The sequence below is a fragment of the Photorhabdus khanii NC19 genome, assembly GCF_000517265.1.
In the GTDB taxonomy this organism is placed as follows: domain Bacteria; phylum Pseudomonadota; class Gammaproteobacteria; order Enterobacterales; family Enterobacteriaceae; genus Photorhabdus; species Photorhabdus khanii.
The window spans coordinates 124,983-138,452 of record NZ_AYSJ01000004.1 but is presented as its reverse complement, the minus strand read 5'-3'; the positions used below and the strand labels follow the sequence as shown (position 1 = coordinate 138,452).

9 protein-coding genes are annotated in these 13,470 nt (G+C 46.0%); 1 reads left to right on the top strand and 8 read right to left on the bottom strand.

Going from position 1 to position 13,470, the window contains the following annotated elements:
- Window positions 1-2: 2 nt before the first annotated feature.
- The 5 genes from apaG to lptD all read right to left on the bottom strand — a co-directional run bounded on the left by apaG (window position 3) and on the right by lptD (window position 5,878).
- On the bottom strand, window positions 3-380 hold the full coding sequence (apaG, locus tag PTE_RS05065; RefSeq protein WP_036843834.1) for a Co2+/Mg2+ efflux protein ApaG: 378 nt from the start codon (window positions 378-380) through the stop codon (window positions 3-5).
- A gap of 12 nt (window positions 381-392) precedes the next feature.
- A complete protein-coding gene (gene rsmA / locus PTE_RS05060) occupies window positions 393-1,211 on the bottom strand; it encodes a 16S rRNA (adenine(1518)-N(6)/adenine(1519)-N(6))-dimethyltransferase RsmA (protein ID WP_036843833.1) in 819 nt (272 codons plus the stop codon).
- Window positions 1,204-2,196, bottom strand: a complete 993-nt coding sequence (gene pdxA, locus PTE_RS05055) for a 4-hydroxythreonine-4-phosphate dehydrogenase PdxA (protein WP_198539234.1) — start codon at window positions 2,194-2,196, stop codon at window positions 1,204-1,206. Before pdxA ends, rsmA begins: the two co-directional genes overlap by 8 nt.
- Complete coding sequence (surA, locus tag PTE_RS05050) at window positions 2,183-3,484, bottom strand: peptidylprolyl isomerase SurA (RefSeq protein WP_036843831.1); 1,302 nt, start codon at window positions 3,482-3,484, stop codon at window positions 2,183-2,185. Before surA ends, pdxA begins: the two co-directional genes overlap by 14 nt.
- A 69-nt stretch (window positions 3,485-3,553) precedes the next feature.
- Window positions 3,554-5,878, bottom strand: a complete 2,325-nt coding sequence (gene lptD, locus PTE_RS05045) for an LPS assembly protein LptD (RefSeq protein ID WP_036843829.1) — start codon at window positions 5,876-5,878, stop codon at window positions 3,554-3,556.
- A 183-nt stretch (window positions 5,879-6,061) separates the two neighbouring features.
- On the opposite strand from lptD, the gene djlA reads away from it, so the two are divergent.
- The gene (djlA, locus tag PTE_RS05040) at window positions 6,062-6,883 is read left to right on the top strand and encodes a co-chaperone DjlA (protein WP_036843828.1); all 822 of its coding nucleotides are present in this window, start codon (window positions 6,062-6,064) and stop codon (window positions 6,881-6,883) included.
- Window positions 6,884-7,118: 235 nt separating this feature from the next.
- Here the strand turns inward: djlA and rluA are convergent, their stop codons facing one another.
- The 3 genes from rluA to PTE_RS05025 form a co-directional block, all read right to left on the bottom strand.
- Entirely contained in the window at window positions 7,119-7,769 is a 651-nt protein-coding gene (gene rluA, locus PTE_RS05035; protein ID WP_036843826.1) for a bifunctional tRNA pseudouridine(32) synthase/23S rRNA pseudouridine(746) synthase RluA, read from the bottom strand.
- 97 nt (window positions 7,770-7,866) lie between these two features.
- Entirely contained in the window at window positions 7,867-10,773 is a 2,907-nt protein-coding gene (gene rapA / locus PTE_RS05030) for an RNA polymerase-associated protein RapA (protein WP_036843825.1), read from the bottom strand.
- 179 nt (window positions 10,774-10,952) lie between these two features.
- Window positions 10,953-13,301: a DNA polymerase II gene (locus tag PTE_RS05025; protein ID WP_036844273.1), complete on the bottom strand. Its 2,349-nt coding sequence runs from the start codon at window positions 13,299-13,301 to the stop codon at window positions 10,953-10,955.
- Between the last annotated feature and the right edge of the window lie 169 nt (window positions 13,302-13,470).

Genomic DNA, 13,470 nt, shown 5'->3' with positions numbered 1-13,470 from the left:
AATTAATTAATCAGAGTTGGGATAGCCAAACGGAAAACCGGAATGGCAACGCGGAATGGATCACCATTGTGATCGACCATTTCATAATGGCCTTGCATCGTGCCTAAAGGCGTTTCTAATATAGCGCCACTGGTGTAACGGTATTCTGTACCAGGCAGGATTATGGGTTGTTCACCAACAACACCTTCCCCCTGAACTTCAGTCTGGTGACCGTCACTATTGGTAATTAGCCAATAACGGTTGATTAACTGAACCGGTTCGCGCCCAAGATTACGGATAGTGATTGTATAGGCAAAAACGAAACGCTGTTGCTCGGGATACGATTGGCTCTCGACATAAACACTTTGTACCTGAATAGAAACTCTGGGCGCATTAATCATGGTTGACTCCTGTTATGACTGCATTTCAGGTTGTTCCGATAACCAGTTTGCCATTTTGCAGTATTGCTCAACAGAAATATTCTCTGCGCGTGTACCTGGATTGATACCCAGTTCTGTGAGCTGTTCTACAGTGAAAAGATCACCGAGGCTGTTACGGATAGTTTTACGCCGTTGGTTGAAAGCCTGAGTAGTGATCCGGCTTAGCATACGAATATTTTTGACCGGGTGAGGTATGCTTTTGTGCGGTATCAGACGTACAACTGCTGAATCGACTTTAGGTGCGGGAGTAAACGCGGTTGGCGGTACTTCCAGCACTGGGATAACCTGACAATAATATTGGGCCATGACACTTAACCGCCCGAAAGCTTTGCTGCCGGGGCCTGCTACCAGTCGGTTTACTACCTCTTTTTGCAACATAAAATGCATATCAGCAATAGCATTAGTATAGCTGAAAAGGTGAAACATCAACGGCGTGGAAATATTGTAAGGTAAATTACCAAAGACCCGCAGCGGCAACTCTCTTTGTTGAGACAATTCGCTAAAATTAACGGTCATTGCATCTTGCTGGATAATGGTCAGCTTATCTTTTAATTGCGGATGAACTTGCAGACGTGCAGCTAAATCGCGGTCGAGTTCAACCACAGTCATTTTATCCATGCGCTCACCAACCGGTTCTGTCAATGCGCCAAGACCGGGGCCGATTTCCAGCACTGCCTGGCCTGGTTGTGGATTGATAGCGGTAACAATACTATCAATGACAAACTGATCGGTTAAAAAGTTTTGCCCGAAGCGTTTACGGGCGAAGTGCCCTTGGTGGACTCTATTATTCATTACTGTTTTGTATCATTTTAATTGCTAAATTCAATGCGGTGATAAAGCTTCCCACATCAGCTTGACCTGTACCAGCCAGTTCCAATGCTGTGCCATGATCGACAGAAGTACGGATAAACGGCAGGCCCAAGGTAATATTCACAGCTCTGCCAAAACCTTGATATTTTAACACGGGTAATCCCTGATCGTGATACATCGAGAGAACGGCGTCTGCATGTTGAAGATATTTAGGCTGGAACAGGGTATCTGCCGGCAAAGGTCCTTCTAATATAAGACCTTCTGCTCTCAGATTTTCTAACACGGGAATAATGACATCAATCTCTTCCCGCCCCATATGACCACCTTCTCCTGCATGGGGATTCAGACCACAAACATAAATACAGGGTTTTGCCAGGCCAAACTTTGTTTTTAAGTCATGGTTAAGGATCGTGATAACTTCCCGCAGACTATCGGCAGTGATGGATTTTGGTACATCAACAATGGGCAGATGCGTTGTTGCCAGAGCAACCCGAAGTTCCTCTGTCGCAAGCATCATGACAACCCGCTGACATCCACTGCGATCAGCAAAGAATTCGGTATGGCCGATAAAAGGCACGCCGGCATCATTGATATTCCCTTTATGAACCGGTCCTGTGACTAACGCTGAAAACTCGCCATTCAGGCAACCGTCGCAGGCTCTTGCCAGAGTTTCAGTCACATATCTGCCGTTTTCCTGCTTCAGCTCGCCGGCGATTGCCGGTACATGCAGAGGAACTGGCAATATAGTCAACGTTCCGGCAGCCTGGGGTTCGGGTATTTTATCAGGCGAATATTCTAATAATTGTAAAGGCAAATTGAGTTGTCTGGCCCTGTCCAGAAGTAAACTGGGGTCTGCGCAGGCGACCAATTGTATGGGCCAGCTTTGTTGAGCAAGAGCGACAGTCAAATCGGGCCCAATCCCGGCCGGTTCGCCGGGGGTAATCACAATAGGTTTATTGTTGTGCATCGCTGCCATCTAAAATTTTCACATAAGCTGAGGCGCGTTGTTCCTGCATCCAGCTTTGTGCTTCTTCGGTGAATTTACGGTTGAATAACATACGATAAGCACGATCTTTCTGAGCGACATCTGTTCTATCGACTTTACGGGTATCCAGCAATTGAATCAGATGCCAGCCAAAAGAGGAATGAACCGGTTGGCTGATTTCACCTTTATTCAGTCGCATTAACGCGTCACGGAAGGCGGGATCATAGATATCTGGTGTGGTCCAGCCGAGATCGCCACCACGCAGGGCTGAACCGGGATCTTCTGAAAACGCTTTTGCGGCATCAGCGAAATCCGTTTTTCCGCTGCGAATATTACCGGCGATTTGCTGCAACTGAGTACGCGCTTGATCATCGGTCATGACGGGTGAAATTTTCAGTAGAATATGACGGGCATGAACTTCAGTGACTGCGATTGTCGCATTACCGCCACGGATATCATTGACTTTGAGAATATGGAAACCAACACCAGAACGGATTGGGCCAACGACCGCGCCTTTCGGGGCTGATTGCAGTTGCTCGGCAAACAGGGTTGGCAATTCTTGAAGCTTACTCCAACCCATATTACCGCCTTTCAGGGCTTGTGGATCAGCGGAATAGGCGATAGCCAGTTTACCGAAGTCAACGCCATGCTTAAGTTCAGACATAATTTTCTGTACTACAGCCGTGGCTTTTTCCATTTGTGCCTGGTCAGGGTTTTCTGGTAGTGGGATCAGAATGTGGCTGATATTCAGTTCAGTATCATAAGCATTCTGGTTGCCAATTTGTTTCGCTAAGGCGTCAATTTCCTGAGGCAGAATGGTGACACGACGGCGAACTTCATTGTTGCGCACTTCTGCAATGATCATCTCCTTACGGATCTGATTACGATAAGTATCGAAATTCATCCCGTCAGCAGCGATACGGAGTTTCATCTGATCCACAGTTATATGGTTCTGGGCTGCAATATTTGCAATGGTGGAATCCAGAGCCTGATCAGGAATGGCGATCCCCATCTGTTTTGCCATTTGTAGCAGGATATTATCCATAATCAGACGCTCAAGGATCTGATTATGTAGCATTTTCTCGTCCGGTATCTGCTGGCCTGCACGTTGCGCATCCAGTTTAACGGACTGTAAGAGGCTGCTGATGTCGCTTTCCAGTACTACCCCATTATTGACAACCGCAGCGATTTTATCCATTTGCTGAGGTGCAGCGAAGGCGGTACTCACTGAAAACATCAATCCGAGAATGAGCGTTCTCCAGTTCTTCATACTTTTCCCATCATATGTAGGTTCCGCGATAGCGGACTTATATTGTTTAATATCAAAGCGTTATTAGCATCAGAATGCACGCTGGTATGGCATGATGCCAGACTGCAACATTTTCTGGCTACCCAGACTATGATTGTTACTTAAGCCTCGGAGTTCAAAATTAAATGACCATTTGTTGTCATATTCACTATTGTTGTCTTTCCAACCAACGATTTTACGCTCATAACCGACGTTAACCGCCCAGCAGCAAGTGTTGTATTGTAAGCCCACTAACTGACTTGCAGGTTGCTGCTCTTTGGTATCATAGTAGTAAGCGCCAACCAAAGCCCAGCGATCACTTAACGGCCAGCTTGCAACCAGACCAAGTTGAGAAATCCCTTGCTGGAAGGCTGGGGCATTTTTAGCTGTGGCCTGGATATAATCTCTGTCAACAAAACGATAGTTCAACTGGATAAGCCGGTCTGCATCACGGCGATATTCCAGTACGGTATTCCCCATCGTTACGCTGCCCAGACGGGTATCGTACTGCACACCGCCTTTTAAACCCCAGGAATCATTAATTTTCCAGTAAGTATCACCAGCCCAGGTCATCATACCTGTTCTGTCTTTACTGTTAATGATATTTTCCTCACCGGTACGTGGACGTTCAAAGTAATAGATTTGACCTAACGACAGGTTAAAACGTTCAACTAAACTCTCATCATAAATGCGGGTAGTGAGGCCGGTAGTGACTTGATTAGCGGATGAAATGCGGTCCAGGCCACCATAAAAGCGCTCACGGAACAGGCCGGTATAGTCAGTTTGCAGTAAAGATGAATCGAAGTTATTGATATTATCCTGGTTTTTGTATGGCACATACAGATACTGAACCTGTGGTTCCAGCGTTTGGGTGTAATCGCTGTTCAGGTATGTTGAACGTTCAAACACCATTTTGGCTTCACTTTTGAACTGCGGCAGAACCCGGTTAACCGATTCTTTATATTCAGTATTTTCAAGAGATTTGGGAATATCCTGCTGATAGTGAGTCGACATCAGCTTAACTTCATTATTCATACTGGCCCAGCCATTGGAAAGTGGCAGGTTAATGGAGGGTTCCAAATGCCAGCGGGTTGCTTCCGGATTATCTTTACCTACACTGGTAAATTTTACCGCCTGACCATAGACCTTAAGATCAAATGGCCCCAGATCGTTTTTGTAATAGTTCAGATCTAACTGTGGTTCAGCTCTGTAGGCTTTTCTATTGGTATCTTTAGAAAAAATCTGGAATTGTTTAGTGGATAAGGTGGCATTCCAGTTTTGTTGAGCATATCCCAGGCTAAGTTTCTGTGTAGCATAGCCGTCGGTGGTGGAACCATATTGAGAACTAAAGTCAGAAAAATATTCAGGATCACTGACTTTGGTATAGTCGATATTAAAGCGCCATACCTGATCCATCACACCACTGTGTCCCCAGTAAAATAACCAGCGATTATCACTCTCTCTGGCGGTACGTGTTCTTGCATTTTTATCTTTAACATACAGATCGTCATTATTCAGCCAGTCGAACGCAAGTGTACCTGCACCTGCTTTGGTTAAATAACGGAATTCATTATCCAGTTTTAAACCACGTCTACTGATATAATGCGGCGTAATCGTGGCATCATAATTCGGTGCGATATTCCAGTAATAGGGCAGAATAAATTCAACACCGTTATTTTTGGAATAGCTGGCGTTAGGAATAAGGAAACCAGAGCGGCGTTTAGTGCCGATCGGTAATTGAAGATAGGGACTATAAAATACCGGAACATTCGCCACTCTGAAACGGGCATTCCATATTTCAGCGACTTCTTCTTCTCGGTCGAGAATGACTTCGGAGCCAACAACGCTCCAGCTATCATTACCAGGCAGGCAGGAAGTAAAAGAACCATTATCCAGAATGGCATAACGGTTTTCACCACGCAGTTTCATTTTATCTGCGATGCCGCGTCCCTGACGCCCGACCATCTGATAATCGGCTTGATCCATATCTGTGTCTTTATTATTTAAATTAGACCAAGCGCGTGGACCTTTCAGAATAATTTGGGGGTCGTCATAATGAACATTGCCCGTAGCAGTAGCAGTCCTTAATGGAACTTCATCCTCTGTTTGATCAAGTTGTACCTTATCGGCGGTCAGCGTTTTATTACCCTGTGTAATATTGACATTACCGCTGAACTTAGCAGAACGTGGATAATCTGCGTGTGAGTCATCTGCCAGGATATTGATAGGAAGTTGATTTAGATCGCCATTAATTATTGGCTGGTCGTAAACAGGTATACCCAGCATGCATTGTGCTGCGAGATCAGCATGTGCATGCTGACTATAAAGTGCGGCCCATACCATTGTGGCCAGCAAAGTTGGATAACATTTCTTCATAGATATTTATGCGGTTCCGTCATCAGTGGCGTTATGCCGGCAAACCTCAAGAGACTAGCGCACTCAATGAGTATGCGCCAGTGTAAAGTCATACCTTTACTTATCTTGCCGTTAGGCACGGGGCTGAATGAATAGTATGATAATGCAAAACTACACTCAGAGCATTGATGAATTGAGGAGTATATGCATTATTGGGGAAAATTGCTTGGTCTGATCTTTGGTGTCATGTCTGGAGCAGGCTTCTGGGGTATTGTCATTGGCCTGTTTGTTGGTCATCTGTTTGATAGGGCCAGTGTACGGAGAAGCCAGGGTTTTTTTGCAAATAATCAGTCCCGCCAGATGCTGTTTTTCAGTAGTACCTTTCAGGTGATGGGGCATATTACTAAATCAAAAGGACGGGTGACTGAAACAGATATCCAGCTTGCCAGCCAGTTAATGGACCGGATGCAACTTCATGGGCAAGCTAGGACTGCGGCCCAGCACGCTTTTCGTGAGGGTAAAGAGCTGAATTTTCCTTTGCGTGAGACATTGAGACAATTACGTCGTGCCTGTTTCGGTCGGTCTGACTTAATTCGGATGTTTTTGGAGATTCAGTTGCAGGCTGCATTTTCTGATGGTCAGTTGCATCCGAATGAAAGGAAAGTGTTGTTTATCATTGCTGATGAACTTGGGATCTCCCGTAACCAGTTTGAACAATTCCTTGCCATGATGGAAGGTGGCCGTCATTTCAGTGGTGGTGGAGAGTGGCGGCAGCATCAGTATGGTAGCTACCAGAGCACTGTTCAGGGGCCAACCCTGGCGGACGCCTGTAAGGTGCTAGGTGTGCGTGAAAGTGATGACGTGACAACAATTAAACGTGCCTATCGTAAACTGATGAGTGAACATCATCCTGATAAGCTGGTGGCAAAAGGTTTACCACCGGAAATGATGGAGATTGCTAAACAAAAAGCCCAGTCAATTCAAGCTGCTTATGATCTGATTAAAAAAGAGAAAGGTTTTAAGTAAGCTATTTTTTCTTTTTTAAAACATGCTATTAAACATATAGAGGAATAAAATCCCCTACTGTTATTGAGTTTATTTTTTATTCCTTTAAAATATTAGAGTATTTTATATATTTTTGACTTTAAATAAATTGAGGAATGAGAAAATGGCAAGTATCCGTATTCTTTCGGGTTATTTTGGCTTGGCCTTGTGCCTGATATTGGCTTCATTGGATTCGGTTACCGTATTTGTCTATTAATCAAAAATCGGCTTTACACTGAAAATGCATTGGGGTTCCATAGGCCGGATGAGCGATATGTAGTTCCTGTGCATGTAATTGCAGGCGAGGCGCCATTGCTCTTGCCTGCTGATGAGCGTAAAACCGATCTCCCAGAATAGGGTGCTCAAGTGCCAGCATGTGTACCCTGAGCTGATGTGAACGACCTGTTATTGGTGAGAGTTTTACCCGGGTCGCTTCATCTTCGTAAGCGAGTACTTCGTATTCAGTTTGAGCTGATTTTCCGGTTTCAAAACAAACTTTCTGCTTTGGTCGGTTCGGCCAGTCACAAATCAGCGGTAGATCGACCATGCCGGTTTCTGGTTCCAGACGTCCCCAAATCCGTGCAATATAGGTTTTTTTCGGTTCCCGTTCACGGAACTGGCGTTTCAATTCACGCTCTGCATCTTTAGTCAATGCAACCACCATTACGCCGCTGGTTGCCATATCCAGCCGGTGAACAGATTCTGCTGTCGAAAACTGCTGTTGTATCCGCGTCATAATGCTGTCTTTATGTTCTTCTGCCCGGCCAGGAACAGAGAGTAGCCCACTGGGTTTGTTGACCACAATGATGTGTTGATCCTGATAGAGCACATGTAGCCAGGGATCGGTGGGAGGGTTATAAGCTTCCATTGAGGCTCCGGTAGCAGAATATCATAAGGAGGCGTGGGAATAGGGGTCTTGGTGAGAGACACCCCATCCCGGTCCCGCCTCCGGGTATTTCTAATACTTACTGATGCGTAACAACAACAAGGCGAATAGCATCCAGACGCCAGCTTGCCTGATTCAGGTTAAGCAATAACTGTTGGCGATTGGATTCAATCGCTTCCAACTCATCATCACGAATATTCGGATTGACGGCTTTGAGTGCTTCCAAGCGGCAAAGTTCAGCCGTGAGTTTTTCATCAGCTTCCTGTTTCGCTTGTTCAATCAATGATTGAGCCTGTGTTTCTATCAAACCTTCTGCTTGCTGTAGAATAGCGTGAACTTCTTTTTGTACCGCATTAACCAGCTTACTCGCAGTATGACGATTGACGGCGTTAAGTTGGCGGTTAAAGCTTTCAAATTCCACCTGACCAGCCAGATTGTTGCCTTTCAAGTCCATCAGTATCCGCAATGGTGTTGGTGGCAGGAAACGGGTCAATTGCAGATGTTTTGGCGCTTGTGCTTCAACCACATAAATCAGCTCTACCAGCAGGGTTCCAACGGGTAATGCTTTATTTTTCAAAAGAGAGACAGCACAGCTGCCGGTATCACCGGAAAGGATCAGGTCCAACCCATTACGGATAATCGGGTGTTCCCAACTGATAAACTGGGCATCTTCACGGGACAGCGCTTGTTCACGATCGAATGTGATAGTACAGCCATCTTGTGGCAGCCCTGGGAAATCCGGAACCAGCATATGATCGGATGGTGTCAGCACAATCATGTTGTCGCTGCGATCTTCCTGATTGATACCAACGATATCAAACAAGTTGAGAGAGAAATTCACCAGTTCAGTATCACCATCATACTTTGCAATTTTTTCTGCTAACTGTAAGCCATGTTCTCCGCCATTGGAGTTCATTTCCAGCAGCCGGTCGCGGCCTTGCTCCAGTTGTAATTTGAGCTGCTCATGTTGTTGGCGGCATTGCTCAATAAACTCACCAAATTTTTCCTGTTCATTTGGTTTGGCAAGATAGCTCAGCAGAGTTTCATAATAGTTATCGTAGATAGTACGGCCTGTTGGGCAGGTGTGTTCGAATGCATCCAGACCTTCATGATACCACCGGATCAGAACGGCCTGTGCGGTATTTTCCAGATAGGGCACACTGATTTGGATATCACGGCTTTGGCCGATACGATCCAGACGTCCGATACGTTGTTCCAGTAAATCCGGGTTGAATGGCAAATCGAACATGACTAACTGGTTGGCGAACTGGAAGTTACGGCCTTCTGAGCCAATTTCGGAGCACAGTAACACCTGTGCCCCCTCTTCTTCAGAAGCAAAGTAGGCAGCGGCGCGGTCACGTTCAACCAGTGATAATCCTTCATGGAAAACAGCACCGCGAATGCCTTCGCGTTCACGCAGTATCTGCTCCAGGTGTAGAGCTGTGGTTGCTTTAGCACAAATGACCAGCACTTTTTCATCGCGGTTTGCGGTCAGGAAACCCAGTAACCATTCTACGCGGGGATCAAAATTCCACCAGGTGGCGTTTTCGCCTTCAAACTCCTGATAAATCTGCTCTGGGTAAAGCATATCCCTTGCGCGTGATTCCAGCGATTTTTTAGCGCCCATAATATCGGAGACTTTAATGGCTGTTTGATATTGGGCTGGCAGAGGTAACTTAATCTGGTGCAGTTCCCGATGAGGAAAGCCTTTCACACCATTACGGGTATTACGGAACAGAATACGACTGGTACCGTGGCGATCCATCAGCATGGAAATCAGTTCACGGCGTGCGGTTTCACTTTCAGCACTATGACTGTTGGCTGCTTTTAGTAGAGGCTCAATATCCTGCTCACTAATCAGCTCACCCATCAGATTTAATTGATTGTTGTTAAGTTGTTCACCAGATAACAGCAGAGTTACGGCATCGGCAACCGGGCGGTAGTTTTGTTGTTCGTCAATAAAAGCCTGATAATCATGAAAACGGCTTGGATCAAGCAGGCGCAGGCGGGCAAAATGGCTTTCCTGTCCTAACTGCTCTGGTGTTGCGGTCAGCAGCAGTACACCAGGGATCTGTTCAGCCAATTCTTCAATAACCTGGTATTCTCGACTTGGTGCATCTTCACTCCAGGCCAGGTGGTGAGCTTCATCCACCACCATCAGATCCCAATTGGCTTCAAGCATATGCTCAAAACGTTGTTTATTACGGCGGACAAAATCCAGCGAGCAAAGTATCAGTTGTTCTGTTTCAAATGGATTATCGCTGTCATGTCGGGCTTCGGTATAGCGGCTGTCATCAAACAGGGCAAAACGGAGATTGAAACGGCGCAGCATCTCTACCAGCCATTGGTGCTGAAGACTGTCTGGCACAATAACCAGAACACGTTCAGCGCGACCTGCCAGCAGTTGCTGGTGGATGATCATCCCGGCTTCAATGGTTTTACCCAAGCCGACTTCATCAGCCAACAATACCCTTGGCGCGTGGCGTTTGCCTACTTCATTAGCGATATGAAGCTGATGGGGGATCAAGCTTGCGCGGATACCTCGCAGACCACTTTCAGCCAGTTTAAATTGTTCGCTTTGATATTTACGGGCGCGAAAGCGCAAGGCAAAGCGATCCATGCGGTCAATCTGACCGGCAAACAAGCGATCCTGTGGCTTGTTGAAGGTGAGTTTGCTGTCGAGGAACACTTCGCGCAGACTGACATTCTCTTCCAGAGTATCAAGACGTGTACCTGTATAAATAATCAGGCCATTCTCTTGCTGGACTTCATCCACTTTGAGTTGCCAGCCTTCATGGCTGGTGACAACATCCCCCGAGTTAAACATAACGCGGGTAATAGGAGAATCATTGCGTGCGTAAAGGCGGTTTTCACCGCTGGCAGGAAAAAGCAAAGTGACCATTCGTGCGTCCAATGCAACAACGGTTCCTAATCCAAGTTCGCTTTCTGTATCGCTGATCCAGCGTTGACCGAGGGTAAATGGCATAAATTTTGACTCAGTTTCTGTTAGATAAATGTTATTTATAGGTGAAGGACGACAGCTTTTATTTGATTTAACGAAGATAACGGGCAGATAGCAAGATGCCCACAAATCGCCTTATCACTCGTTAAAGGGGCGATATGTTAATGGAAGCAAAGCCGGTCGTCACCTGCAAAAAATAGTAATCAGCCAAAAGGCATTACCATCTGTCCGGTGAGTAAAGTTATAAAATCATCCTGTAAAAATGGCAGGATAGCATCAGCGATAGGTTGAAGCTGTTTATTGATATAGTGATCATAGTCCGGTGATGAATGCAGATTTTCCAGTGGTTCCGGCCCGGATAGTGTCATGACATAGCTTATCCACCCCCCATTTTGGTACTGCAAGGGCCGGTTGTGTTGCAGATTGTATTCATCTGCCAGCCTTGCTGCTCTCACATGGGGTGGTACATTGCGCTGATAGTCAGACAGCTTACGGCCCAACCTTTTACGGTAGGTTAGTTTATCATCAAATTTTCCTTTTTGGGTACTGGTAACATAACCACGGATAAACTCCTGATAAGGCTGCTCATGAAAAATCAGTGAATACAATTGCTTCTGGAAATCTTGCGCCAGAGGTGTCCAGTCAGTGCGTACCGTTTCCAGACCTTTATAGACTATGCGGTCACCACTCAGACCGGCATAACGTTTTTTACTGCCTTGTTCAGCACCACGGATGGTTGGCATTAGGAAGCGGCGATAGTGAGTTTCAAATTCCAGCTCAAGGGTACTTTTAAGCCCAAAATGTTCTTGCAGGTACTTTTGCCACCATTGGTTAACGAACTGCGCAAGTTCTTTGCCGGTACTGATAGCCTGTTCTTCCTCATGTGCCTGTTTCAGCCATATAAAGATAGAATCTGTATCACCGTAGATAACTTGATAGTCTTGAGATTCAATCAGCTTTCTGGTCTGGAGCATAATTTCGTGGCCGCGCATAGTGATAGAAGACGTCAGACGCGGGTCGAAGAAACGACAGCCCTCTGCCCCAAGAACACCGTAGAAAGCGTTCATGATGATCTTCAATGCTTGTGACAATGGGGCGTTATGCTGTTTTTTTGCTGCGTCACGTTCATGCCAGATTTGCGTCACGATATCAGGCAGACAGTGCTGGGTACGGGAAAAGAAGGCGTTGCGAAAACCGGGAACTGCATGCTCGCTGTCCGACTGTGCCAGACCTTCCACCATACCGACAGGATCGATAAGAAAAGTGCGGATAATCGAGGGGTACAGACTTTTATAATCCAGTACCAGCACTGAATCATACAAACCGGGCCGAGAATCCATCACGAAACCGCCTGGGCTGTTATCTTCGGGTCTCCCACCTGGATTAGGGGCCACATAACCGATACGGTGCATTCTTGGCATGTAAAGATGAGTGAAAGCCGTGACTGAGCCACCACTGCGATCTACGGCGAGACCGGTAACTGTTGCTCTGTCCAGTAAGAATTCCATTAAGTGGGTTTTATCGAAAATCCGGTTTACCAGAATACAGTCTTGCAGATTATATTGCGCCAGTGCGGGCTTATCTTGCTGGAAACGGCGGTCAATCTCATCCATACGCTGATAGGGCGTATTAATGGCTTTACCTTCACCTAATAGTTCCTGTGCTACATATTCCAGACTAAAAGAAGGAAAATTCCAGGTAGCGGTTTTCAGTGCTTCAATACCATCAATAATCAACCGGCCGGCGGTGGAAGCGAAAAAGTGCCCCGATTTAAAGCCGTGCTCCCGCCATTCCAGTAACCCTCCGGCCCGTCCAAATTTCAGCGGGACACCGTAGCGTTCAGCATGTTTTTGTAAAATGCGTAGATCGAACTGAATCAGGTTCCAGCCAATAATGGCGTCAGGGTCATATTTTTCCAGCCACTCGTTAAGTCTTTCCAGCATTTGTGGACGACTTGCTACATATTCCAAATCGAAATTTACCGGGTGTTCATTACCGTTAGCAGGGCCAAGCATAAATACTTTTTGCTGATCACATCCTGCTAATCCGATGGAATAAAGTTCTCCATGTTGACTGGTTTCAATATCCAGGGATACCCATTTCAATGTTGGGCGATAAGCCGGGTTGGGTTTCATTTGATAGCTGCCATTAGGTGCCTGACTGAACCAGATGGGAGCAGTGATAAAACGTTCCATCATAAATCTGTCTGGTGGACGGATATCTGCTTCATAAACCTGAATTTCCTGTTGCTGTAGCACTTTCTCAATCCGTTGTAACTGCCGATATTGCTGGCAATAAAGTGCGGCAACAGGTTGGCGATTGAAATCTTTTAATGAAAGTGGGCGAAGATGGTAGTTGCGCTCTTGTGCCAGAATTTTTTCCGCTTGCGGCATATTGGCTTGCGGGATAAAAGCAACAGCTTGTTGGTGAAGAATTTTTATATGACGTGGCCCCTGATCTGTCACCAGCCAGTATTCCACTTCAATACCCGAGGGAGTATCTCGCCAGTGGCGTGTCAGTATAAAACCTTGTTCAGCATGATTCTGTTGCATCATAGAGGTTGGCGCTTATATTTGTTGAAAATAACCACAATTATAGCATTGGGCAATGGTTATTTGTACAGTTGTTTGAACTCGCTATATCGTGATGTGATGTATAACTGATCATCGAAGCACTGCTTTATTACAAAGAACGGAAAGTAAAATAGCCCTAATGGGATAG

Coding starts and splice junctions, on each gene's coding strand:
- PTE_RS05025 (WP_036844273.1), bottom strand. CDS start 13,301: ATGCAACAGAATCATGCTGAACAAGGTTTTATACTGACACGCCACTGG.
- rluA (WP_036843826.1), bottom strand. CDS start 7,769: ATGGAAGCTTATAACCCTCCCACCGATCCCTGGCTACATGTGCTCTAT.
- apaG (WP_036843834.1), bottom strand. CDS start 380: ATGATTAATGCGCCCAGAGTTTCTATTCAGGTACAAAGTGTTTATGTC.
- djlA (WP_036843828.1), top strand. CDS start 6,062: ATGCATTATTGGGGAAAATTGCTTGGTCTGATCTTTGGTGTCATGTCT.
- surA (WP_036843831.1), bottom strand. CDS start 3,484: ATGAAGAACTGGAGAACGCTCATTCTCGGATTGATGTTTTCAGTGAGT.
- pdxA (WP_198539234.1), bottom strand. CDS start 2,196: ATGCACAACAATAAACCTATTGTGATTACCCCCGGCGAACCGGCCGGG.
- lptD (WP_036843829.1), bottom strand. CDS start 5,878: ATGAAGAAATGTTATCCAACTTTGCTGGCCACAATGGTATGGGCCGCA.
- rapA (WP_036843825.1), bottom strand. CDS start 10,773: ATGCCATTTACCCTCGGTCAACGCTGGATCAGCGATACAGAAAGCGAA.
- rsmA (WP_036843833.1), bottom strand. CDS start 1,211: ATGAATAATAGAGTCCACCAAGGGCACTTCGCCCGTAAACGCTTCGGG.